This window comes from Pseudothauera lacus, assembly GCF_003034845.1.
GTDB classification, from domain to species: Bacteria; Pseudomonadota; Gammaproteobacteria; order Burkholderiales; family Rhodocyclaceae; genus Pseudothauera; species Pseudothauera lacus.
This window is the reverse complement of record NZ_PZKC01000001.1, coordinates 15,446-39,510: the sequence shown is the minus strand read 5'-3', so window position 1 is coordinate 39,510 and position 24,065 is coordinate 15,446. Positions and strand designations below refer to the sequence as shown.

At 64.8% G+C, this 24,065-nt stretch carries 20 protein-coding genes; 4 read left to right on the top strand and 16 right to left on the bottom strand.

Going from position 1 to position 24,065, the window contains the following annotated elements; translation table 11 throughout:
* Positions 1–17 precede the first annotated feature (17 nt).
* From C8261_RS00165 to C8261_RS00115, 11 genes are read right to left on the bottom strand one after another with little or no spacing between them, the layout of a single operon-like run.
* Positions 18–1,469 carry an ATP-binding protein gene (locus C8261_RS00165; protein WP_181358781.1) on the bottom strand — a complete coding sequence of 484 codons (1,452 nt, stop codon included), beginning with the start codon at positions 1,467–1,469 and terminating at the stop codon, positions 18–20.
* Positions 1,462–3,708, bottom strand: a complete 2,247-nt coding sequence (locus tag C8261_RS00160) for an ATPase, T2SS/T4P/T4SS family (RefSeq protein ID WP_107491637.1) — start codon at positions 3,706–3,708, stop codon at positions 1,462–1,464. The genes C8261_RS00165 and C8261_RS00160 overlap by 8 nt, the downstream gene beginning before the upstream one ends.
* Positions 3,705–4,940, bottom strand: a complete 1,236-nt coding sequence (locus C8261_RS00155; RefSeq protein WP_107491636.1) for a sensor histidine kinase — start codon at positions 4,938–4,940, stop codon at positions 3,705–3,707. Before C8261_RS00155 ends, C8261_RS00160 begins: the two co-directional genes overlap by 4 nt.
* Complete coding sequence (locus C8261_RS00150) at positions 4,937–5,590, bottom strand: GTP-binding protein (RefSeq protein ID WP_107491635.1); 654 nt, start codon at positions 5,588–5,590, stop codon at positions 4,937–4,939. Before C8261_RS00150 ends, C8261_RS00155 begins: the two co-directional genes overlap by 4 nt.
* Positions 5,583–6,173, bottom strand: coding sequence for a response regulator (locus C8261_RS00145; RefSeq protein WP_107491634.1), 591 nt, complete (start codon positions 6,171–6,173; stop codon positions 5,583–5,585). Before C8261_RS00145 ends, C8261_RS00150 begins: the two co-directional genes overlap by 8 nt.
* Positions 6,170–8,437: an ATP-binding protein gene (locus tag C8261_RS00140; RefSeq protein ID WP_107491633.1), complete on the bottom strand. Its 2,268-nt coding sequence runs from the start codon at positions 8,435–8,437 to the stop codon at positions 6,170–6,172. The genes C8261_RS00145 and C8261_RS00140 overlap by 4 nt, the downstream gene beginning before the upstream one ends.
* 1 nt (position 8,438) lies before the next feature.
* Positions 8,439–9,731, bottom strand: a complete 1,293-nt coding sequence (locus tag C8261_RS00135; protein ID WP_219905100.1) for an HD domain-containing phosphohydrolase — start codon at positions 9,729–9,731, stop codon at positions 8,439–8,441.
* Entirely contained in the window at positions 9,728–11,563 is a 1,836-nt protein-coding gene (locus C8261_RS17775) for a PAS domain S-box protein (RefSeq protein WP_107491632.1), read from the bottom strand. Before C8261_RS17775 ends, C8261_RS00135 begins: the two co-directional genes overlap by 4 nt.
* Positions 11,547–12,392 carry an HDOD domain-containing protein gene (locus tag C8261_RS00125; RefSeq protein WP_107491631.1) on the bottom strand — a complete coding sequence of 282 codons (846 nt, stop codon included), beginning with the start codon at positions 12,390–12,392 and terminating at the stop codon, positions 11,547–11,549. Before C8261_RS00125 ends, C8261_RS17775 begins: the two co-directional genes overlap by 17 nt.
* Positions 12,389–12,589, bottom strand: a complete 201-nt coding sequence (locus C8261_RS00120) for a hypothetical protein (RefSeq protein ID WP_107491630.1) — start codon at positions 12,587–12,589, stop codon at positions 12,389–12,391. Before C8261_RS00120 ends, C8261_RS00125 begins: the two co-directional genes overlap by 4 nt.
* Positions 12,582–13,403 (bottom strand): response regulator, encoded by an 822-nt coding sequence (locus tag C8261_RS00115; protein ID WP_181358780.1) that lies wholly within the window; start codon positions 13,401–13,403, stop codon positions 12,582–12,584. Before C8261_RS00115 ends, C8261_RS00120 begins: the two co-directional genes overlap by 8 nt.
* Positions 13,404–13,632: 229 nt before the next feature.
* Here C8261_RS00115 and C8261_RS17245 point away from each other — a divergent pair, with 229 nt between their 5' ends.
* Both C8261_RS17245 and C8261_RS17420 read left to right on the top strand, forming a co-directional pair.
* Complete coding sequence (locus C8261_RS17245) at positions 13,633–14,463, top strand: FxDxF family PEP-CTERM protein (protein ID WP_181358779.1); 831 nt, start codon at positions 13,633–13,635, stop codon at positions 14,461–14,463.
* A gap of 109 nt (positions 14,464–14,572) precedes the next feature.
* Entirely contained in the window at positions 14,573–15,520 is a 948-nt protein-coding gene (locus C8261_RS17420) for a PEP-CTERM sorting domain-containing protein (RefSeq protein WP_219905099.1), read from the top strand.
* 68 nt (positions 15,521–15,588) lie between these two features.
* Here the strand turns inward: C8261_RS17420 and C8261_RS00095 are convergent, their stop codons facing one another.
* The 3 genes from C8261_RS00095 to C8261_RS00085 form a co-directional block, all read right to left on the bottom strand.
* Positions 15,589–17,034: a mannose-1-phosphate guanylyltransferase/mannose-6-phosphate isomerase gene (locus C8261_RS00095; protein ID WP_107491976.1), complete on the bottom strand. Its 1,446-nt coding sequence runs from the start codon at positions 17,032–17,034 to the stop codon at positions 15,589–15,591.
* Between the two features lie 161 nt (positions 17,035–17,195).
* Positions 17,196–18,707 carry an alkaline phosphatase gene (locus tag C8261_RS17525; protein ID WP_107491627.1) on the bottom strand — a complete coding sequence of 504 codons (1,512 nt, stop codon included), beginning with the start codon at positions 18,705–18,707 and terminating at the stop codon, positions 17,196–17,198.
* A 321-nt stretch (positions 18,708–19,028) separates the two neighbouring features.
* Positions 19,029–20,258, bottom strand: a complete 1,230-nt coding sequence (locus C8261_RS00085; protein ID WP_181358778.1) for a TIGR03790 family protein — start codon at positions 20,256–20,258, stop codon at positions 19,029–19,031.
* A gap of 165 nt (positions 20,259–20,423) precedes the next feature.
* On the opposite strand from C8261_RS00085, the gene C8261_RS00080 reads away from it, so the two are divergent.
* Both C8261_RS00080 and C8261_RS00075 read left to right on the top strand, forming a co-directional pair.
* Positions 20,424–21,338, top strand: coding sequence for an SdiA-regulated domain-containing protein (locus C8261_RS00080; RefSeq protein ID WP_107491975.1), 915 nt, complete (start codon positions 20,424–20,426; stop codon positions 21,336–21,338).
* A gap of 45 nt (positions 21,339–21,383) precedes the next feature.
* Positions 21,384–22,040: an FxDxF family PEP-CTERM protein gene (locus C8261_RS00075; protein ID WP_107491625.1), complete on the top strand. Its 657-nt coding sequence runs from the start codon at positions 21,384–21,386 to the stop codon at positions 22,038–22,040.
* A gap of 114 nt (positions 22,041–22,154) precedes the next feature.
* On the opposite strand, the gene C8261_RS00070 is transcribed toward C8261_RS00075, so the two are convergent.
* Both C8261_RS00070 and C8261_RS00065 read right to left on the bottom strand, forming a co-directional pair.
* Entirely contained in the window at positions 22,155–22,964 is an 810-nt protein-coding gene (locus C8261_RS00070) for a heme ABC transporter ATP-binding protein (RefSeq protein ID WP_107491974.1), read from the bottom strand.
* A gap of 17 nt (positions 22,965–22,981) precedes the next feature.
* Positions 22,982–24,064, bottom strand: coding sequence for a FecCD family ABC transporter permease (locus C8261_RS00065; protein ID WP_219905098.1), 1,083 nt, complete (start codon positions 24,062–24,064; stop codon positions 22,982–22,984).
* Position 24,065: the final 1 nt, after the last annotated feature.

Genomic DNA, 24,065 nt, shown 5'->3' with positions numbered 1-24,065 from the left:
ATGCAGACCCTGCGGATTCAGTCCGCGGGCGGCTCCAGGGGCAGGCGCAGGGTGAAACGCGCGCCTTCACCCGGGCGGCTGTCCACGGTGATGTCGCCACCATGGCGCTTGACGATTTCGTAGGAGATCGACAGCCCGAGACCGGTCCCCTTGCCCACCGGCTTGGTGGTAAAGAAGGGTTCGAACAGGTGCCGCAGGACTTCCGCGGACATCCCCCGCCCGTTGTCGGCGATCTCCAGTTCCACGCCGTCGGCATGGCGGCGCGTGCTCAGCGTGATGCGCCCGGGGCTGTGCTCGATGGCCTGCGCAGCGTTGACCAGGATGTTCATCAGTACCTGGCTCAGCTGCGCCGGCAGACAGCGCACGCGGGGCAAGTCGCCATACTGGCGCACGACCTCGGCCTTGTACTTGAGCTCGTGCCAGACCACGGTCAGGGTGCTTTCGAGAATCTCGTGCAGGTCGCTGTCCTGCCACTCGGCGTGGTCAACGTGTGAGAAGGTCTTCATGTCCTGAACGATCTTCTTGACCCGATCGAGCCCCTCCATCGATTCACTCAGCAGATCGCCGACATCATTGCGCAGGAAATCGAAATCGGCCTGCTGACGCAAGGCCTTCAGCTCTTCACTGACGACTGCAGGGACACCGCGGCGGGCGAGGCAGCTATCGTAACGATCGATGAGGTCGATCAGCTTGCCGACGTACTGCTTCAGGCTGCCGAGGTTGGAGCTGACAAAACCGACGGGGTTGTTGATCTCGTGCGCCACGCCGGCGGCCAGTTGGCCGATCGCCGACATCTTCTCGGACTGCAGCAATTGTTCGCGCGTACGCTGAACCTCGGCGAGCGCCTGCTGAAGTTCTGCGGTACGCTCGGCAACGCGCTGCTCCAGGCTGGCATTGAGCTCGGCGAGCTGGTCGCGCGTGGCGGCGAGGGCAAGGTTGCGCTCGGCCATCAGCTCGTAGAGGCGCCCCATGGCCTCCACGAGAATGCGGGTGGCACCACCTTCCTGCTCGTGCTCGGGCACGCTGCGGCGGTCCGCTGGCTGGCCGGCACGGATGCGGACTATCTGCCCGGCCATGTCGCGATCGGAGCCGAGGATGTGAAAGGACAGCCATGAAGTGACGAAGTTGGCCAGCACCTCGAGGATGTCGCGCGAGCCTCCCGCTGCCAGATACTCATTGCGGGCAACGCCAATCTGCTCCGCAAAGATCTCGTGCTGCCGTGTGTGGGCGGCGATGTGAGCAGGCGTGCATCCCCACTTGTCCATCAGCGCCTCCTCGTCGCGGAAGTGCTCGCACGCGTAGGCCTGCAGGCCATCGAGCAGGCTCAGTATCTGCTCTTCGCCAGCATGACGCCGGTCGGTAACGACTTCGATGAGCACGTTGAGCATGTCGACGAGGCGGTGGTGCTGGGCATCGACCACATCCAGGCCGAGCTCGAAGCGTCGATCCCATTTGAAAGCTTCAAGCATTGTCATCTCCTTGCTCCAGGGCCCCCATGACGCGCAACACTTCGCCCGCCGTCGTCAGCCCCGCATCCACCTTGCGCCAGGCGTCCTCACCCAGCGAACCCATGCCGCCCTGACGCAACAGCGCACGCATTTCCTGCAGACCGCCGCCGGCACTGATGACACCGCGCAGGGCATCGTTCATCACCAGCAGCTCATACAAGCCCAGTCGCCCCTTGAAACCACTGCCGTGACAGGCCCCACAACCGCGGCCGACAAAGCTGCGTGGCGGTCGCACCGCAAACACCCCGCCCAGACGGGCAAGCAAGGCGGTATCCACCGGCGCCTCCTCCCGGCACGCCGGGCACACAGCACGCACCAGGCGCTGGGCAATGACCGCCTCCAGCGCGGAGGCGACGACATAGGGTTTGAGACCAAGGTCGAGAAGACGGGCGATGGTGGCCAGCGCGGAATTGGTGTGCAGGGTAGAGAACACCTGGTGACCGGTGAGTGCGGCGTGAAAGGCGACCTCGGCTGTATCGAAATCGCGGATTTCCCCCAATAGTATGACATCAGGATCCTGGCGCAGCATCGCGCGCAGGACGACCGGAAAGGTCAGGCCGATCTTGTCGCGGATCAGCACCTGGCCGGCCATGTCGAGGTAGTACTCGACCGGATCCTCGATGGTGACGTAGTTGCGCCCCGGGTCGGCACTGGCCTGCAGCAGCGAGTACAGCGTGGTGGTCTTGCCGCTGCCGGTGGGGCCCGTAGCGAGAATGATGCCCTGCGGGCGGTCCATGCTCACCCGCAGGCGCTGCAGGTCGAGCGGCGCAAAACCGAGCTGGTCAAGCGAGGGCACCGCAGCGTTGCGGTCGAGCAGGCGCATCACCACCTTCTCGCCATTGATCGTCGGCAAGGTCGAGATGCGCAGATCGACGACCTTCAGCGGGCTCTTCACGGTCAGGCGTCCATCCTGCGGACGGCGACGCTCGGCGATGTCGAGTTCGGCCATGATCTTGAAGCGCGACACCAGCGAGCCGTGCAGGTGGTGGGGGATCTGGATCTTGTCCTGGAGGACGCCATCGATGCGGTAGCGCACCACTACCGCCTTCGCACGCGGCTGCAGATGGATGTCGGAGGCGCCGAGGCGTATCGCTTCGAGCACCACCGCATTGGCCAGGCGTATTGCCGGAGGCGCATCGCTTTCGGTGAGCAGGACGTCGAGCGAGGCCTGGTCGTCCTCGTCGATGACGATCTCGATGCCCTCATAGGGATCGACGTTGCCGATCACCGTTTCCAGCTCGCTGAAGTCGACGGTCTCGCCATAAAGCGCCGCGATGCGCTCGCGGATGGCGCCAACATCGGCCATCACTACGTTCAGTTCGAGGCCGGCAGTGAAGCGGATCTCGTCGGTCAGCGCGGTATCCATGGGGTCGGCCATCGCCAGCGTCAGACGGCGCCCTTCAAGGCTCAGCGGCACCACCAGCTGGCGCTCGCAGAGCGTGCGCGGCACAAGGTCGGCGAGCGCCGGCTGCAGGGGCTGCTCGGCCAGTGCGAGCTCCTCGATGAGCAGATCCTGGCGCAGGAACTCGCGCACCTGACGTTCGCTCAGCCAGCCCTTTTCCAGCAGCAGGACGATCAACGGTTCACGGCGAGCCTGCTGCAGGCGGTGCAGTTCCTGCAGTTGCGCGTCGTTGATCAACTGCTTCTTGTTGAGGGCAATCCCCAGGCGGCTGGCATGCCCCGCGGTGATGCGTGCCAGCGCCTCGATCTCCTTGCCTTTGCGGTTGTTCTCGCTGGCCAGGGCGCGATTGCGGCGGACGAGATCGAACTGCTCCAGCGCCAGCGCCACGGTGATGCGCAGGTCGTCATCGTTCCACGGCTTGAGGATGAACTTGTATACGGCACCTTCGTTGATCGCCCCCATCACCGCACCGGTATCGGCATGGCCAGTAAGCATGATGCGCAGGGTGTCGGGGCTGAGCTGCTTGACCTGCTTGAGGAACTCGGCGCCGTTCATGCCCGGCATGAGGTAGTCGCTGATCACCAGATGAATGGTCTGCGCACGCAGGCAGGCCAGCCCTTCGACTGCGTTGGCCGCGGTCAGCACTTCATAGGCTTCCTGCCGGAAGACGCGGGTCAAGGCCCGCAGCACGCCGGGTTCGTCGTCCACCAGGAGCAGGCGGTAGGGTTCGCGCGCGGCGGGCGCAAGGCCATCGGCGACAGCGCCCTGGCCGGTGAAATAGCGCGCCAGGCCGCTCATTGCGCCCCTCCCAGGGGCAGACGGATGTCCACGGTAGTGCCCTCCCCGGCACGGCTGCTCAGTGTGATGCGCCCGCCTTCGGCAAGGATGACGTCGCGCGCGAGGGTCAGCCCCAGGCCAATGCCGCTGCCGACCGCCCGAGTGGTGTAAAAGGGGTCGAAGACCCGCGCCAGATGCTCCTCGGCGATGCCACAGCCATCGTCGCTCACCTCAATCTGCTGCCACCCGTCCGCACAGGCGCAACGCACGGCGATCCGCCCACCCGGGCCGATGGCCTTGATGGCATTGTCGAGCACATTGTGCAGCGCCTGCTGCAGATGCCCCGGGCGGCAGCGCAGACGCGGACTGGCCTGGCCTTCGCAGTGCAGTCTGGCCAACTCCGGCAGGCGCGGAGTCAACAGGCGGCAGAGCTCCTCCAGGCTGGCGCGCAGATCGATGACCGCGACTTCGTCGCGATCGACGTTGGAGAAACCCTTGAGGTCGCGGATGATGGTGGCGATGCGGTCGGCGCCAGCGATACTGTCGTCGATCAGTTCGGCAAAGTCGGCAAGCAGGAAATCGGCGTCGATACGCTCCCAGGCAGCCTGATCTCCTTCCCGCATGCTGCTCAGCGCAGCGCAGATCTGGCGCAGATAGGCCCGCGCCGAGTTGAGGTTGCTGCGCACGAAGCCGATCGGGTTGTTGATCTCATGCGCCATGCCGGCGGCGAGCTGGGCAACGCTGGCGAGGCGCTCGGCCTGATAGAGCTGGCGTTGGCGAACTTCGATCAGGCTGACCTGCTCGGCAACGCGAACCTCGAGTTGCGTGGCGAGCTCGCGATATCGGTTCTCCGACTGCTGCAGGGCCTCGTGCTGGGCCCGCAGGGCGGCAAAATCCGCCTGCACGCTCTCCATGTGCAGCGCCGAGGCCATGCGATAACGCTGACGGTCGAGGAGCATCTTGCGCAGCAGCTCGGCAATCCCGTCCACCGCTGCACCCCGCTCCGGGGGACCCAGCAGCCAGCCCAGCGGTTCGAAGTCGATCTGGATGGCAGCGGCGTAACGGCCGTGGTCCACGGGCGGAGGAGCGCCGTCGACCAGCTCGATCTCGCCATCGAGCGCTGCGGCAAGGCTGCGCAGCAGTCGTGGGCGCTCATCGGCGGGGAGCAGCTCAGCCAGCGTCCAGTCGTGGTCGAAAGCCTCCAGCGCCAGCGGGTCAGCAGCCAGCGTGCCGTCGTGAGCCTTGGTGCTCACGACACCCTCCCCGTGCTCAGCGCGACAAAGGCTTCGCGACTGAGGCGGTGTTCGCTGTCGAGGTGGTACTGCACCGCCAGGCGCTCGTAGAGACTGGCAAGCAGGCGGCGCAGGGTTTCCGCGACACCAACCCCGCTGAGTGCGCAGGCAAAGGTCAGCGGCCAGCGTGCGCCGGCCCAGCGAGCGGTGATCTCGGCCTCGGAAAGGATGTCGGGGAGGTCGCGCTTGTTGAACTGCACCACCAGCGGCAGGGCGTCGAAATCGAGCCCCACGCGGGCGGCGTTGTCGGCAAGGTTCTCGAACGAGAGGCCGTTATTGAGCGCCTGGGAACGCTGCGAGTCGGCTACGAAAACCACCCCGTCGGCACGCGACAGCACAGCTTTGCGGGTGCCGTCGTGAGCGACCTGACCAGGCACGGTGAACAGCTTGAACTTGATCAGCAGCCCGCTGGGGGCGCGAAAGCCGAGCGGCAGCATGTCGAAGAACAGCGTGCGGTCGTTGTGCGTCTCCAGGGTCATGATCTCACCCTTCAGCTCGGGCTGGAGGGCATCGTGCAGACGCATCAGGTTGGTGGTCTTGCCGCTGGCGGCCGGACCGTAATACACCAGCTTGAGGGTCAGCCGGCGGGCGGCTTCGTCGTACTCAGCCATTCGGATGGAGTCGCTCGTACTCGGCCTGCAGGTCGGGGTCGAGGATCACCGAACCGTCTTCCCCCCAGCGCACCTGGGTGATCCCCGGCTCTTCCGCTTCGAGCTGCTTGCGGGCGACTTCCTCCGGACTGACGAGCTGACGCTCCACCCGGCGTTCATCGGCGAGGCGTTCGGTCTCCACCTGCAGGGCACGGTAGGCCAGCCCCTGGGCGATTGCGGAGACCAGCTCGTAATCCTTCCACGGCTTGCCGATGAAGCGACTGATCTGCGCCTCGTTGATGGCGTTCACCAGCGCCTGCAGGTCCGCGTAGCCGGAGAGGATGAAGCGCACCGCGTGGGGCTGGATGGTGCGCACCTGGCGCAGCAGTTCAACACCATCCATGCCCGGCATGCGGAAATCGGAGATCACCATCTCGTACGGCACGGAGCGTACCGCGCGCAGGGCGTCCTCCGGGCAGGTGAAGCAATCGATCTGCAGACGGTAGGTTTCTCCGTTGAAGGTACAAGGAGTGAGCATCAGCAGGCGCTTCAGCGCGCTGAGAATGCCCGGTTCATCATCGACGAGCAGGATGCGGTGAGTCATGCTGAAACCTCACTGGTTTGAACGGGGGGGTTCTCTGGTGACGGCGCCTGTGGGGGTACCCGCGCGAGCACGACACGAAAGCAGCTGCCCTCCCCGGGCGTGCTGCTTACTTCGATGTGTCCACCATGCTTCTGAACGATGGAGAAGGCGAGCGAAAGACCGAGACCGGTACCCTGTCCCACCGGCTTGGTGGTGAAGAAGGGGTCGAAGAGCTTGCTCAGATGCTCGGGCGCGATCCCCGCACCGGTATCGCAGACTTCCACCCAGACCTGTTCGCCGTCCTCGCTCATCCCGCTGCGCAGGGTGATCCTGCCGTGTTCGCGGATGGCGTGGGCAGCGTTGACCAGCAGGTTGAGGAAGACCTGGTTGAGCTGCGACGGCAGGCACCAGATGTCCGGCAGCCTGCCGTAATCCTTGTCGAGCGTGGCCTTGTACTTGATCTCGTTCCAGACGATGTTGACCGTGCTGTCGAGCCCGGCATGGATATCTGCCCACTGCCAGTCGGTCTCGCCGACACGGGAAAAGTCCTTCAGGTCCTGGACGATCTTGCGCACGCGGGCAATGCCCTCCAAGGACTCATCGAGCAAGGCCGGCGCGTCCTCACGGATGAAGGCCATGTCCTGTTCGGCCATCACTGCCTGCAAGCCCTCGTCGCTGCCATACCGGCGTTCAGCGTAGTCGACGACAGTCAGCACGCTGCTCAGGTACTGGCGCAAAGTGCCCAGATTCGAGCTGACGAAGCCCACCGGATTGTTGATCTCGTGCGCGACGCCCGCGGCGAGCTGGCCGATGGAGGCCATCTTTTCCGATTGGAGCAGCTGGTTCTGGGCGTCCTCAAGGCGGCGATTGAGCAAGATCTGTGCATCCAGAGCCTTGCGCAGGCGGGCCTCGGCAAGCTCGCGTTCGCTGATGTCGCGAATGATGGACTGGCGATAGCGCCGCCCCTGGTAATCGAAGGTCCCGGAGCTGACTTCGACCGGAAAGACACTGCCATCGCGTCGCATGTGGGTCGTCCGGAAGGTGATGCCGGCAGGCGTGTCGGCAGCTTTCAGGTGATCGCCGAGGGTATCCAGCGACTCGGGCGCACGCAGGCGGGAGATGTTGGCGCCAATCAGCTCTTCTTCGGCGTAGCCATACACGTCGCGGGCGGCTTCGTTGACCTGCAGGATGCTCCCCGACTCGTCCATCAGCAACACCACGTCATGGGCATAGCGTACGAAGAACTCCGACAGCTTCTCGTGACGGACCTGTTCGAGGTCGCTCGATACCTGTTGCAGGTCGCTCTGTACGCGAAAGTAGCGTTGTGCCAGCCAGAACAGCACCACCAGCAGCGCCAGCAGCACGCCAAGGCGCAGGGCGAGTGCGCCGAACTGACCTTTCACGCTGTGATGGACTGCAGCGACGTCCATCTTGGTAACCACCACCCAATCCATCTCCTCCACCCGGTGAGCAACACCCAGTACGGCCACCCCGCGGTAGTCCGTTCCCTCCAGGACCACGCCCTCGGCGGACAGCGCACGCTCTGCCAGCAGCGTGCTGGCCGGCGCGTCGATGAGCAGACGCAGGGGTTCGGGTGCATCAAGGAGCGGATTCAGGTAGCGCACCGCTCTTCCCTCATGGCGCGCGATGAAGGTTTCGATGGGCGCCTTGAAGGTCAGTCCGCGGCGCAGCGTGGGATAGAGGACGTATTCCGGGTCGACCGCGACCACCATGAAGCCGGCCACGCGCCCATCGTTCTCCCCGTCTCCAGTCATCAATGGCGTGATCACTGCCAGGCGCGCAGAGCCCTGGTCACTGAGGTAGAAATCGTGAATGCGGGCCTCGCCGGCTTTGCTGACCTCCATCAGCGCAGGAGAGGTGAGCGGCGGCAGAGCTTCCGTGCCGACTGAAACCACGATCTGACCCGCCGCATCGAGCAGCCACCCGGCCGGGTACTCGGCGGTCGTCTCGACCTGCCAGCGCAGCAACTCGCCCAGGCGGGCCAGCACAGCCGGGTCGCTGGCGGCACGCAGCACCCCCTCGGGCAAGGCGCTGCCTGGCGGACGTGCATTCCTCAGGCGCAGATTCTCCAGCCAGTTCGACAACTCCGCCCGGCGTATGTCGGAGAGTCCCTGCAGTTCGCGCTCGGCGTTCTTGCGGGCCTCGTGCACCATGCGCTCATGGGTGCCATAGCCAACCCCGAAGATCATCACCGTGAGCAAGGCCAGTGGCAGCACCATCGCATGTGTGCGCTGGAAGCGGGCAAACACCTCGGCAAGCCCCATCTCAGCCCTCCGGGTTACGGACAAACAGGGTGATGCGGGTGCCTTCAGCGACCTCGTATTCGCGAATCTGACGGATCAGGTTGTCATCGAGCACGTAATCCGCCGCCAGCAGCAGCACCCCCTCGCGACTGATCAGGTCACGGGCCAGCACCATGCCGGAGCTGAGCAATGCCGGGGTCAGCGCCAGTTCATTGACCGGCGGCTCCGGCGGCGCGCCGAAAAGTGCCAGGAAGGCGTCGACCACCGCCGGATCGTAGCGCTTGCCGCGCCCCTGGAGAATCAGCCGGCGGGCATCGTCCGCGCTGCTGCGGGTGCCGGTCAGGGTGCCATGCAGATGACCGTCGTACTCGTTCACCAACGCGAGGATGCGGGCCCCCAGGGGAATGGCTTCGCCACGCAAGCCATCCGGATAACCCTGGCCGTCATGGCGCTCGTGATGGCTGCGGATCAAGCGCGCGGCGGCGCGCAGATCCTCCAGTGCCATAAGTACCTGCTCACCCTTGGCCGGATGCTTGCGCCAGACACCGAGCTCATCCCCGTTCATCTTGTTCGTCGGCTTCGCCAGCAGCGCGTCCGGCAGACCGATCTTGCCGATATCGTGCAGCAGGGCGGCAAGAAAGACATCGTTGCACTGCCGCCCATCCATACCCATCGCTGCCGCGACCTTGCGCGACAGATCGGCGACCCGCCGCGAATGTCCGGCCATGTTGCCGCCACGCAGTTCGATGAGGTTGGCAAAGACCTGGATCGAGGTGAAGAAGCTGCGCTTCAGCCGTTCATGGGCCTGACGCAAGGCCTCGGTGCGCTCCCGCACCTTTTCCTCGAGGCCGGCGTTGAGGACCTTCAGCTCCTCGTTCTGACGGGCCGTCAGCGCCTCCAGCCGGAGCTTCTCGCGCACCAGTGCCTGGCGTTCCAGGGCTTCGCGAACGATCAGTACGACCTCGGCATCGTTCCACGGCTTGGCGATGTAACGGTAGATCTGGCCCTGGTTGATGGCTGCGATGGTGGATTCGATGTCCGCATAGCCGGTAAGGAGGATACGCACGATACCGGGCCAGCGCTCGCGCACCTCGGCAAGAAAGCGCGCGCCGTCCATCACCGGCATGCGCATGTCGGAAATCACCAGATCGACAGCGCCCCCCTCCTCCTCAAGTGTCGCCAAGCCCGCCGCGCCACCTTCCGCGCACAACACCCGATAGCCCGCGGGGCGGAACAGGCGGCGCAGCGCAGACAGGATATTGGCCTCGTCGTCCACACACAGGATGGTCGGCACGTGCGGATCAGCTGCACTCACGAATCGGACTCCTTGTCGGTCTGGCGCACCGGCAGCACGACGCGGAAGGTCGTTCCAACACCCACACGACTGCGCACTTCGATACTGCCGCGGTGTTTCTGCACGATGCCATAGGAAAGAGACAAACCCAAGCCGGTGCCCTTGCCGACCGGTTTGGTGGTGAAGAAGGGATCGAAGATCCGCCCCAGGTTCTCCTCGGCAATGCCGCAGCCCGTGTCGCTGAACTCCACCCATACGGCATCGCCGTCATCCGCGCCGGTGCGCACGGTGATGCGCCCACGCGGGCCGTCGATGGCGTGCGCAGCATTCACCAGCAGGTTCATGAACACCTGGTTGAGCTGCGACGGCAGGCACTCCACCTCTGGAAGTGGGCCGTACTCTCGTACGACGTCGGCCTTGTACTTGATCTCGTTGCCGACGATGTTGAGGGTGCTTTCCAGCCCCTGGTGCAGATTGGCGAACTGCCATTCCTGGGTGGTATCGACGCGGGAAAAATCCTTCAGGTCGGCAACGATCTTGCGCACGCGGTCGATCCCCTCCTTGGACTCGGCGAGCAGCGACGGCACATCTTCCTTGAGATAGGCCAGATCCTTGCGCCGGCAGACATCCTGCGCCGTCTGTGCCGCCGGGTGCCCCGCAGGCAGGGCGGCAACGGCGGCCGAGAAGGCTGCCAGCACCTCGAACAGGTCATTCAGGTAGCCCTCCAGCGTCCCGAGGTTGGACAGTACGTAACCGATGGGATTGTTGATCTCGTGCGCCACACCGGCCGCCAACTGGCCGATCGACGCCAGACGCTCGGACTGCGCAAGTTGATCCTGGGTCTCGCGCAGGCGCGCATTGAGCTCGGTGAGTTCAGCGTTGCGCCGGCGCAACTCGTCCTCCGAGCGCTGGCGCTGAACCACATCTTCCTCAAGAGCGGCCTTGGCCAGGGCCAACTGCTCGGTGCGCCGTTCGACGAGCAGCTCCAGATCGCTCTGCGAACGCTTCAGCTCCTCTTCGGCACGCTTGCGTTCGGTGATGTCCACCAAGGTCTCGATCGCGCCCAGAACACCGCCCCGGGCGTCGCGCAAGGGCGCTGCGGTAAATGACAGCCAGCGCCCACCATCGCCGAGATGCGGAAAGAAGCCCTCCGCCTCATAGGCGTCGGGGACGACGCGGCTGGGGCGATAATGGTCATGATAGAACTCATCCAGCCCGTCGAAACGCCCATCAACGATGAGGTCGGCCATCGCCGGACGCGCAACCTGATAGAACGGTTCGCCTGCACGCCGGGTTCCCAGCATCGATGCCGCGGAATGCCCGGTGATCACCTCCAGGGCGCGATTCCAGTGGGTGATGACATGCTCTGCGTCGATCACGAAACTCGGCACCGGATTACCCTGCAGCGCCTGCTCCAGCAATGCCTCGAAGCTGCGATGGGCGTTCTCTGCACGCTTGCGTTCGGTAATGTCAGTACACAGGCCGACATAGCAACGCCGCCCCTGTTCACCGCTCGGCGTGACAACCAGCGTGATCCCCAGCCAGATCTCCGTGCCATCCTTGCGCCGGGAGCACAGCTCGCCGGTCCAGTCCCGTCCTTCATCAAGGGCTTTCCAGATCTTTGTGCAGTAATCCTCGTCGTGCCCCGCTGCCACGCAGTCCTTGAAGTCCTTTCCGACCAGCTCCGCAGCGCCGAAGCCGAGCATCGCACAGCATGCTTCGGACACGTAGAGCAGCCCACCCTGCTCGTCGCACAGCAGCATCGCGATGTGGCTGGTCAGCCCCGCCGCCGACAGGTGCCCGAGCCCGGCAGCCACCGCTGCTGGTAGCGGACGATCAGGACAGCAGGGCATTGCAGACCTCCTCGTATTCGTTTTCGATCTGCCCCAACAGCGGCGCCAGCGTTACCGCGTCGAAACCACCGCGCTGCCATGCCTGATGATCCATCGGCGGTACCATGCCACGGTGCTCGTGCCCCAGTTCAAGCGCATGGGCGAGGACTTCTGCACAGTGCATCAAGTCGGCGGCACCATTCTCGCCGGGTTCGTGGTGGCAGGAAATGCCCTCGATCAAGCCTTCAGGCAAACCCCAGGCGCGCGCCAGCATCACCCCCACCTCTGCATGATCGACACCCAGTACGGCCCGTTCGGCTTCCAGGTGGGGGCAATCGCGCTGTGCCTGCAGGTGCACTACCCGTTCGAACTCCAGGGGATAACACAGCGCCATCACATAGCGCCCTAGATCGTGCAGCAGACCGCCGGTAAACGCCGCCTCGGCATTGGCCCGCCGTGCGCGCGCAAGGGCGCGTGCACACACCGCAACCGCCACCGAATGGCGCCAGAACACCCCGGCCCGGAAACCGCCTCCGGCCTTGTGCCTGAACCCGCCGACAATACCTGCGCCAAGCACCAGCGAACGCACGGTTCGGAACCCCAGCACCAGAATGGCTTCATCCAGGCTGTCGACCTGTCCGGCAAGCCCGTAGAAAGGAGAGTTGGCAATTCTCAGCGTACGCACCAGCAAGCCCTGATCTGCGGCGATGCGGCGCGCCAGGGTGGCGACGTCGAGGTCTTCCTGCTGCAGACTGGCCAGCAGATCCATCACCAGCGGCGGCAATGCCGGCAGTGCGGCGATACGCCGGGCAAGCTCGTCGCGATCCAGCGGATGCGTCGGGGTACTCACGCACCGCCCCCTTGCGGTTCACCACTCCCATCCGCAGCGCCCGGCTCTGCAACGCCCCGCCGGTGAGCAAGAACCAAAGCCTGCAGCATGCGCGCGCTGTCGTGGTCGCCCGCGTGGCGGAACAGCCACGCCACATGCTCGGCAAGTGCGTCGTCGTGCACGCGCTCACTCTGTTGATCGGTCTTCGCATCAGCCATCACACTTACCCTCAGGGAGCAGGATGAGCAGCTTTCCCGCCGCCCCCGAGCGTTCGCCGAGTTGCCGGCGCAGCACCCGGTAATCCGCGCCGCACAGCGCCAGCACCGTTTCGTCATCACCACCGCCGGCAGCGAAGCGGGCCAGCGCTGCCGGCAGAACAGCATCACTGTCACCTCCCAGCAGTGCCGCCGCGCTGCCAAGCAGGTTCTCCAGCTGCGCATTTGCGGCAACCACCATGCCCGCTTCGTCCACGCCCAGCAGCGGCCAGGGCAAAACCTGCAAAAGCTCATGAAGCACGCCCATCGTCCGGCGCTCACGAACGATCTGGCCCTGCTTGTCGGCCAGCATGCGTTCAAGTTGCGCATTGGCCTCGCGCAACTGGGTAGACAGACGACGATTCTCGTCCGCCAGCCTCTTGAAGCTGAAAGCCTCGGCAATGTTCGCCCGCAGCTGCTCATCGTCCCACGGCTTGGTCAGGAACTTGAAGATCGCCCCTTCATTGATGGCGTTGGTGATCGACTGCAGCTCGGTGTAGCCGGACAGCACCAGACGCACGGTATCGGGGCGCAGGATCTTCGCCTGACGCAGGAACTCGACCCCACTCATGCCCGGCATGCGCTGGTCGGAGAGAATCACATCCACCGCCTGGGTGGCCAGCAAGGCCAGCCCCTCCTCTCCACTGCCGGCGCTGAGCAAGGTATAGCCATCGCGGCGCAGCAGCCGGCGCAAGGCGGCAACGATATTGGCCTCATCATCGACCAGCAGCAAGATCCCCACGCCCTCGCGTGGCGGGCTGCCGACGAGCTCCTCCATGGGCTTCCCCGGTTCGTATCACGACGCTTTCTGGACAGCGCGCCTGCCCCCCATGATCCGCCCATCCCTGCTCAGGTTCAAGCCCCGGCGTGCAGCGGCGCCTCATCGCACCACACAATTCATATTGCATCACTGCGATGCACATTACATAATCGACACTCCTTCACAATTCTCACCCAACGCGGCAAGACAGGGCATTCCGACCTTCCGCAAACGGAGCTCAACTCAGATGAAGAAACTCCTCATATCAGCGGCCATTGCGGCCGCAGGAACGGCCAACGCAGCCGAATACTCCGACGCCTACGCATACTCGGCCCCGGAGGTCTACGAAGACCGTGTCACGCACCATGGCAGCGGAACCATCACGTCGAACTGGGAGGGCATCAGCGTTGAGGTTCGCAACAATCCTGCCAGCGAAGGCATCAGCCTGAGCGGACGTATCGCAGCTCCGCACGGTTTCTCCGGCGAAATGGGTTACGGCGGGCTAACCTCGTTCAGTGACACCCTGCAGGCCGAACACAGCGCAGCATCAACGCTGATGGAGCTCAACTTTCATGTGGCTTTCGACAGCCAGGTGCTGAGCGCACCAACTGATGGCGGCTTTACTCGTTATTGGAACTGGTTCAACCTGTCTTCCACCTCTGCCAGCGGCTCGACGACGCTTTTCGACTACCGCTACAACTACACGTGGGACGCTATCACCTCCTCCAGTCCTTCTTTCGACGAGCCCCTGTCCGGAGCGGAGATCATCGAGTCGCGGTCCTCATCGACCGATCAAGGCATCGACTTCAGCGCAGTGATCAGCGTCCCGAGCAACCTTGCCCTTGATCTGGTCTTCTACTCCGCAGTCGAATCGGGGTGCTGGAGCGAGTGTGAGCTGACGTTTAGTACGCTCACTCCGCTCACCATCGGCCTCACCCTCCTCGACGGCACCCTCAGCTCCGCCAACGGCTACAGCTACCTCGCCGCACCGGTACCCGAGCCCGGCACCTACGCCATGCTGCTCGCCGGCCTGGGCGTCATCGGCGCGGTGGCGCGCCGCCGCAAGCGTGCGGCGTAACAGGCAAGGCGCCCCCTTGCACCCCTCTCCAGATAATGACATAAGGTTTCAAATGAAATCACCAATGCATTACACTATGCGTCTCTCACAATCACATCGAATGCAGACCATGCACAAAAAGCTCCTCCTTGCCTCCCTCATCGCCACGCTGGGCACGACCGCACACGCCAGCGCGGAACTCCACGTCAGCACTTCGGTGACCCCACTTCACAGCGCAGCGAGCGTCGACTCTGACGCTGCCTATGGCACCGGGAGCGCGAGTGCAGAGTCCGGCAACTCGGCAGCCTGGGGATCAATCGACACCACTACCGGCACCATCAAGCTTGCCACCCGCGCTCAAACGGCGGACAGCACGGTCTACACCGGCGCCTGGGCCAGTGCGCTGATCAATGACACGATCACGATCGACTACAGCGCGCCGTACGCTCTCGTCGCCGTCAGCGTGAACTTCGCCTTCGACTACAGCGCCGACTACGCCTTTCCGGCATCCAGTGCGATCACCGGTTCCACCAAGGCCCGCCACCTCAGCCCCGCAGCGCTCAGCCGCATCAACGGCGGCTTCACCATGTATGGCATGGACCTGAATGCTCCGCCGAGCAACTATGAAGTGGCACACGGCGAGTTCAGCTTCTCGCACCATTACCAGCTGGATTTCGATTCCGGCCCCTACGTTGCCCTCAACCACCCCAGCACGCACAAGCTCGAAGAATGGTCGGAAGAGCAGCACTCGCTGGAATATGCGCTGCCTGACGGACGGGCCAGCGGCTTCACGATCTCCCAGATCCTCGAGATTCCCACCAATACGGCCATTGACATCTCGTTCTGGATCAACATGAGCTCGGTGTGCTCGCTGACCGCGTCGTGCGACCTGCTGGCCGATGGCTCCCACACCTTCAGCCTGGGATTCACCCCCCTGCAGGGCACCCTCAGCTCCGCCAACGGCTACAGCTACCTCGCCGCACCGGTACCCGAGCCCGGCACCTACGCCATGCTGCTCGCCGGCCTGGGCGTCATCGGTGCAGTGGCGCGCCGCCGCCGGGAACAGACGCAAGGCTGACAGCAGCTGATCTGTCGAAAGGAAACGGGGGCCATTGGCCCCCGTTTCCTTTCCTGGAGATTGCCGGGTCAGCCACCGCGACCGTATACGTCCTCGAAACGCACGATGTCGTCCTCGCCCAGATAGCTGCCGGACTGCACTTCGACGATCTCCAGCGCGACCTTGCCCGGGTTGGCGAGACGGTGGCGCTGGCCGAGCGGGATGTAGGTCGATTCGTTCTCGCCGAGCAGGAACACCCGCTCGCCGCAGGTCACTTCCGCAGTGCCACGCACAACGATCCAGTGTTCGGCGCGATGGTGGTGCATCTGCAGACTGAGCGTGGCGCCGGGGTTGACGACGATGCGCTTGACCTGGAAGCGCTCGCCGGCATCGATGGAGTCGTACCAGCCCCACGGCCGGTACACCTTGCGATGGCTCTGGGTAAGCGTACGACCTTCCGCCTTCAGGCGCTCGACGACCTTCTTGACGTCCTGCGTGTGGCGCTTGTCGGCCACCATCACGGCGTCGGCGGTTTCCACCACCACGATGTCCTCGCAACCCACCGCCGCCACCAGGCGATGACTGGCGTGCACCAGGTTGTTGCGCCCGCCTTCGAAGATCACCTCGCCGTGGGCGGCATTGCCGGCCTCGTCCTTCGGCGACACCGCCCACAGGGCATCCCAGGCGCCGACATCGGACCATCCTGCCGACAACGGCACCACCACGCCCTGCCCCAGTTCCGGCGCTGCCGGCAGACGCTCCATGACCGCGTAATCGATGGAGTCAGCCGGGCAGGCACGAAAGGCCTCCGCGTCAACACGGAGGAAATCGGCGTCACTGCTGCACCCCTGCGCAGCCTTCGCGCAGGCGGCGGCGATGTCGGGACGGCACTGCGCGATCGCGCGCAGCCACACCGAGGCCTTGATCATGAAGATGCCGCTGTTCCAGAAATACTCGCCACTGGCCAGATAGCGTGCAGCAGTCTCGGCGTCGGGCTTCTCGACGAACTCGACGAGCTTGCGCACCCCGTCCTCACCGGCCAGTTGTTCGCCGGTGCGGATGTAACCGTAGCCGGTCTCCGGGCGCTCGGGAACGATGCCGAAGGTCACCAGCGCGCCCTCTGCGGCCTTGCTCTCGCCAGCGGCAATGGCACGCTGGAAGGCCGCGATGTCGCCGATGACGTGATCGGCAGGCATCACCAGCAGCACCGGATCGTCACCGCCAGCGTGCGCCACGTGTGCGGCCAGGGTGAGTGCCGGCGCGGTATTGCGCCCGACTGGTTCAAGGATGATGCGCGCAGCGCTGACACCGAGCTGGCGCAGTTGCTCGGCAATGATGAAGCGGTATTCCTCGTTGCTGACCACCAGCGCCTGGGGGTCCAGATCGCCAGCGTAGCCCTGCAGGCGCAAGGCGGTCTCCTGGAGCAGCGAACGCTCGCCGGTAAGGGGCAGCAGCTGCTTGGGATAGGACTCGCGCGACGCCGGCCACAGCCGGGTACCGGAACCACCGGAGAGAATCACCGTTTTCAGAGCCATGCACTTCATCCATGCTGATTGGAAGGGTGGATACCTGCAAGCGCCTGCCGGCGCGTGGCACAGGCCCGCAATGATACTGCAACGCACAATTCCACAACCATAAAACAGGGCGGGCGCCCGTGCTGCGGCGCCCGCCCATCTTACTACTGCTGCTGCGCCGATCAGCCCTGGCGACGGCGGCGCGCGAAGGCGCCGACGAGGCCGAGACCAGCCAGCATCATGGCGTAGGCCTCGGGTTCCGGCACCGGCGCCATCACTGCCTGCATGACCTGGAAGGGCGCGGTGTTGTCGATGTAGCGGCCATCGTTGAAGGCAAGGATGTCACGCAACCCGTCATCGACGCCGACGACGTGGTCGTAGAACAGATCGGCGCCCGCGCCATGGGCAAAGAACAGGGTGTTCTCGTTGGTATGGGTGGCATAGTGCCACTTCACGCCCGGCAGCACGCCCTGACCATTGTTCTGGATGGGCTGGAAGGCGATGGTATCGGAGTCCGGGCCCATCGGCATGGCATTGCCATGGTCGGTGAGGACGATGATCAGGGTCTCATCCCAGTTGCTGTAGGTGTTCACCCAGTTCACCGCCGCATCCACGGAGAGGTTGAAGTCGATCTGCTCCTCGATGATACGGGCGGTGTTGGTGGCATGTGCAGCCCAGTCCACCGCGCCTCCCTCGACCATCATGAAGAAGCCGTTGTCGCCCTGGCTCAGGTAGTTGATTGCGCCCATGGTCATGTCCACCAGGGTCGGCACGGAGTCGATGGTGGCGACGCCGCTGGGGGTGGAGGCGTCGGCGCCCATCACCCCGGCGTTACGGCTGTACTGCAGCGTGTCATAGACCTCGGGCACGCCGATAAGCGGCCCGTCCACCTGCAGGGTGCCGGCGGCCAGGGCTTCGAAGTCTTCCTTGCTGGTGATCAGCGTGCGCGGCGAATCGCTGCTGTTGAGGACGTTCCACGCGGTGCTGGAAACATAGGTGTAGTTCGGCGAACTGCGCAGATTGCCGTTGCTGTCATACAGCGGGTTGCCACCGCCCATGATCAGGTCCAGGTCCTGGTTGTAGATCATGTCGTAGCTGATCGCACCGTAGTTGTTGCGATTGATGTTCTGCGCACCGAAGGTGGCCGGCGTGGCATGGCTGAACGGCACGCTCGACACCACCCCGGTGGACATCCCGGCAGCCTTGGCGGTCTGGGTGATGTAGGGCAGCGCTTCACCGAAGTTGTTGTAGTCGATGGCGTTGTTGAAGGTCTTCTCGCCGGTCGCCAGCGCAGTACCGGCAGCGGCGGAGTCGGTATAGTCGCGCTTGATGTAGTCGTAGCCGGCGAAGTAGCTCTGCCAGCCGCCGTAGCTGCCCGCCACCGGGGTGGTGTCCCACGCCCGCGCGGGGTCGTAGCTGATCATCTGGGTGTCGTTGTAGGTCGGACGGGAAGAGGTATTCATCGGCATGGTGGTCATGCCGAGCTTGACGTCGAACTGGTCATAGGACTGCATGCCAAGTTCGCCGTACTGGTAGTAGCTGGCCATGTCCCAGGTGCCCCAGCTCGCACCGTCGGAAATGAACAGGATCACGTTCTTGGCAATCGAGTCGTTGGCCGCGACCGCCGACGGCGGCAGCAGCATCGTGGCGCCGGCGGCAGCCAGCGCGCAGGCGAGAAACTTCATCTTGATCATCGTGAAATGCTCCGTGGATGGATGAGGAAGGGCCGAGAGCCCGCCACAGGCTATGATCAACAGATGACCTGCATATGAAAAAGAACTAGTTCCAACGCATTTTCACGGAACTTTTTGCAACGCACCAAATCCGGGCGTCGCCGCCATAAAAACAGGCACACCCACACTCCCCCGTGGATAGCAGAATAAAAACGCAAGTCATTGTTTAAATTGCTTAATCAATGCATTCACCTCAATCATTCAGAGCATGACAAAGAACAGTCGCCTCATTGTGCAGCAGCGTGAAAATCGGCCTTCTCGGGCACGCCTCCTGTTCACCACCTAAGCACCGCGAGCGGGCATGACCACCGCCCGATAGTACGGGGCCCGCAAGCCCTGCAACAACACGCTGTTGCGCCCGGGTTTCAGCGGTACGGCGCGCCCCAGTGGCCTGAAAGGCCCCACCGGCGAGGCCGCAGCGCCGAGACGGAGTGCGGCATCAGCCGGCACATTGACCACTACACGCACGGCCTGTGCCCCTTCGGCACGCACCTGCGGCGCGAAGGGACGCGCCAGCGGATCACCGACGAATACCCCCTCGCCAGGCCACGCCACGCTGCGCCAGTATGCCTCCAGCGCCGTTGCGCCGGTCAGGTAGTGCGCGATTACCAGCGCCGGCACGGGGAACTTCTGCGGGTGTGCGCAGGGCTCGACCGCCGTGCCATAACTGGCCGAGGCCCCCGCCGCCAGCCAACGCAGCGCGCTCATCTGCGTGCCGCCCTCGAGCACGCCACCGAACGAGGTCAGATGGTCGGCGAGTGCACCGGCGGGCAGCCGCAGGGTATCCAGTTCCGCCACCGCAGGGAGGCCGGTGAAGTAGAACAGCGCGTCGGCGCGTTCACCAATGCCACGGCCGCTGACCACCTCGATGCCGATGCGCTGCTGCAGGGCCGCGACCGTGGCATCGAACCACTGCGCCCGCACGTTGCGCGCCGCATCGGGCGTACTCACCAGATAGGCCCTGCCCTGCGGGTGCGCCCCCTCCACGGCGATACCGCGCTCGATCATCGCCTTTGCCGCAGTCACCGACTCACCCGCCAGCAGCATTGCCGGACGCACGCCGTGGCGCTCGTACGGGCGCACCGCGGCATCGTCGAACAGCGGACTGGGATGAGTGGGGGCACACAACTGCGCGGAACACCACTGGCGGTCGAAGCCGAAGGTGAAGGCACTGGTCACCGCCATGCACCCCACCCGCCACGGCCGTGTCCACGCCAGCGCATAGCCCTGCACCGAATCGGGCACAAGGGCCTCAAGCTCGGCACGCACGCGTTCGAACTCGGCTACCGGCATGACCTCCCCAGGCTCGAAACTCACCCGCAGCACCTGCCTCGCCGGCACCCCGCGCCGTGCCGCGTAGTACTCGCCAACCTCGCGCGAATAAGGATCGCGCTCGTTGATCACCACCGCCACATCGCCGGCACTCAGCGCCGTGCGCGCAAACTCGACCTGCGGCGCCGCCATCGCGCTGCCGGCGAGCACCAGCAGCGCCACGCCCAGCCACCCTTGCACAATCCGCTTCCACGAACGCATACGCACCGCCTCACTCATCCCGGAGCCAGGAACAAGGGGAATGATTATCCTCGCAATGCACACCCCTGACACCCATGACAGGCGGCAATACCAGCGTAATCTTGTCTGCCTATGCTGCGCTGGTTGCCACCTCACGCCATCGCCATGAAAAACGTCCTCGCCTGCCTGGCCATCGCGACCGCCTGCGCTGCCCCGGCGTACGCTGCTCCGCTCAGCGTCGACCTTGCCAACTACCGTCTCACTGCCACTTACGCCCTGCCCGAGGTCACCGCATCGGAGGCATCGGCGGTGACCTGGAACTGGGATACCGATACCCTCTTCGTAATCGGCGACGAAGGCGACTACGTCATCGAGACCGACAAGCAGGGAAATCAGCTCAGCCAGACGCGCCTGTTCGGCTTCGACGACACCGAGGGCCTCACCTACATCGGCAACGGCCAGTTCGTCATCGTCGAAGAACGCCTGCAGAACGTCTATCTCTTCGACTACAACGCCGGCGGCGGAATCGGCCGCAGTTTCCTGCAGTACGCCTCCATTGGCCCGGAAACCGGCAACATCGGCCTCGAGGGCATCTCCTGGGACCCGCTCAGCGGAGATTTCTTCCTGGTCAAGGAAAAGGTCCCCCAGGCCGTCTATCGCGCCAGCATCGACTTCGCCAGCGGCAACGCTCAGGTCACCGACCTGTTCGCCCGCGAGCACCTGTTCACCCATCTCTTCGGCACCTACGATCTGGCCGCGGTGCAGGTACTCAGCACTGTCCCCGCGCTGCTCGACACCCCCTATCAGGACCAGCTGCTCATCCTCAGCCAGGAAACCCCGCTGCTGATGACCGTCGACCTCGACGGCACCGTCCTCAGCCGCTTCGATCTGGCCGCCATCGGCACCGACATCGAAGGTCTCACCATCGACGGCAACGGCACCATCTATCTGGTTGGCGAAACGCCCATGCTGTATGTCCTCACCCCGGTTCCCGAACCCGCTGCCTACGCCATGATGCTCGCCGGCGTCGGCCTGATCGGCTTCATCCGCCGCCGTCAATCGGCAAGACACGCTGCCTGAACGCCCGTCCTCTCCCTCCATTCCCCCGACAAGGATCCACGCACCATGAAGAAGCTGCTTCCCCTCCTCATCGCCGCCGCCCTCGCCCCGCAGGCCGCCCACGCCGACGTGCGCATCACCGAGTGGATGTACGCCGGCGGCAGCGGCGAATTCGTCGAATTCACCAACCTCGGCAGCACCACGGTGGACTTCAGCGGCTGGAGCTACGACGACGACAGCCGCCTCGCCGGCGTCTTCGACCTCAGCGCCTTTGGCCTCGTCGCTGCCGGCGAGTCGGTGATCATCACCGAAGTCGATGCCGACACCTTCCGTTTCGACTGGAGCCTCGGCAGCACTGTCAAGGTGCTCGGCGGCTATACCAACAATCTCGGCAGCAGTGACGAGATCAACCTCTTCGACGCCTCCGGCAATCTCGTCGACCGCCTGACTTACGGCCATGCCACCGTTGGCGGCCCGCGTACCCAGAACGCCAGCGGCTGGGCCGGCAGCTTCGCCGCACTGGGCGCCAACGATGCCACCCAGTGGGTACTGGCCTCCGTTGGTGACGCCGAAAGCAGCTACCGTTCGCTCTCCGGCGCCATCGGCAGCCCGGGCTTCACCACCTACGCCGTCGCCGCTCCGGTGCCCGAACCCGAGACCTACGCCATGCTGCTCGCCGGCCTCGGCATCATCGGCGCCGTCGCCCGTCGTCGCACCCGCTGAGCAGTCGCCGCCCGTTCCCGGGCAAACCGCCGCATTGCGACAAGGCCCGCCCGTGCGGGCCTTGTCTTGTTTTTACGACCGCGTACTCGCCCCACAGGGACGAATTCAAGCCGCTCACCCCGCTCCGGGGTGAGCGACACGGTTCAGGGCCACCATGCAGTGGCGCACCTGTGGATGCCTGCGCACCTCGGCCTCGACGCCAAAGGCCGTGCGGATCAGCTCCTCATCGAGACTGCCCGGGGTCTCGCCGACCACTGAGCCGCCCCGCAGCACGACGATCCGGTCGGCATAGCGCATCGCCAGACCCAGATCGTGTACGGTGACCAGAACGCCGATGCCGCTCTCCCGTGTCAGCCGCGCAAGCAGCTCGAACAAGGCCAGCTGATGGGACAGGTCCAGGCTTGCCGCGGGTTCGTCGAGCAAGGCGTAACGCCCGCCCTCGCCCTCCCGGCCGAGTTGCGCCAGCACGCGCGCCAGTTGAACCCGCGCACGCTCGCCACCGGACAAGGTGGTGGTGCGCTGGTGTGCCAGATGGGCACATTCGGTGAGTGCCAGGCAGTGCATTGCAAACGCACGTTCGGCAGACGACTCACCCCCCCCGGTGTGCGGGTAGCGCCCCAGCAGCACCACTTCGAGAGCCTCGAAATCGAAACCCAGGGCCAGATCCTGAGGCAACACGGCACGCCGGCGTGCCAGTGCGCGCGCTCCCAAGGCCGTCATCAATCGTCCATCGAGACTGACACTGCCGCCATCGGGCCGGAGCTCACCGGCCATCACCTTCAGCAGCGAGCTCTTTCCCGCGCCGTTCTCTCCGATCACCGCGACCAGTTCGCCAGCCCGCACCGTCACCGACACCCCGCGCAGTATCCTGCGCCCGTGCCGTACCAACTCGACCGCATGCGCATGCAAACCCTCACTCTCCATGCTCATCATCCATGCACTCAGTCGAAACCGTGCCGGCGGCGGGCCAGCAGCATCAGGAAGAACGGCGTCCCGAGCAGCGAGGTCAGCACCCCGACCGGCATTTCCGCCGGCGCTACCCAGGTACGCGCAGCCAGATCGGCACTCACCAGCAATACCGCGCCCAGCAGCGCCGAGGCGAGCAGCGCATGGCGATGGGAAGGTCCCAGCCAGGTGCGCACGATGTGCGGCGCCACCAGGCCGATGAAACCGATGATGCCGGTGAAGGCAACGCTGACACCCACCATCAGGGTCACCGCGGCAAGCAACCAGAGCTTCAGGCGCTGCACGTCCACACCCAGGTGATAGGCTGCCGACTCCCCCAGGTTGAGCGCGTCGAGTTGCAGGCGCAGGCGCCACAGCACCACGCCCCCCAGCCCCAGCGCAGCGGCAGTGATCGCCACCACCGGCCAGCGCCCCTGAGCCAGCGACCCCAGCGTCCAGAAGGTGAGGTTGCGCAACTGATCGTCGTTGGCAACGAACTGCAGTCCGCCGATGATGGCGCCGCACAGCGCATTGATGGCAATCCCGGCAAGCAGCAGCATCAGTACCGAGGTACGCCCATGGTGGCTGGCCAGGCGCAGGATCAGCCATGCTGCCAGTGCGGCGCCGAGCAGGGCAGCCGCGGGGATCAGATAGAGCCCGAAGCTGCGCGCCAGCGGCCCAAACAACTGCCCGCCAAGCACGATGGCGAGCGCCGCGGCCAAGGCCGCTCCCGCCGACAGGCCGATCAGCCCGGGGTCTGCAAGCGGATTGCGGAACAATCCCTGCAGCGCGCACCCACCCAGCGCCAGCGCCGCCCCACAGATCACCGCCAGCAGCACCCGCGGCAGACGGATCGACCACAACACATGGACATCGGCCGCAGCCAGCCCTTCGCCAGCACGCATCAGCAGGGCATCACCCAGGCGGGGCAGCGGAATCGCGTAAGCGCCCAGAGCCACCCCGCAAACCACTGCCATCATCAAAGCCAGGGCGAGCAGCGCGTAGCCCGTCGACGCCGCCGCATAGCTGCCATCCCGACGCGCGCGGAAGAGGCCACGCACAGACAACGACTGCGCCATG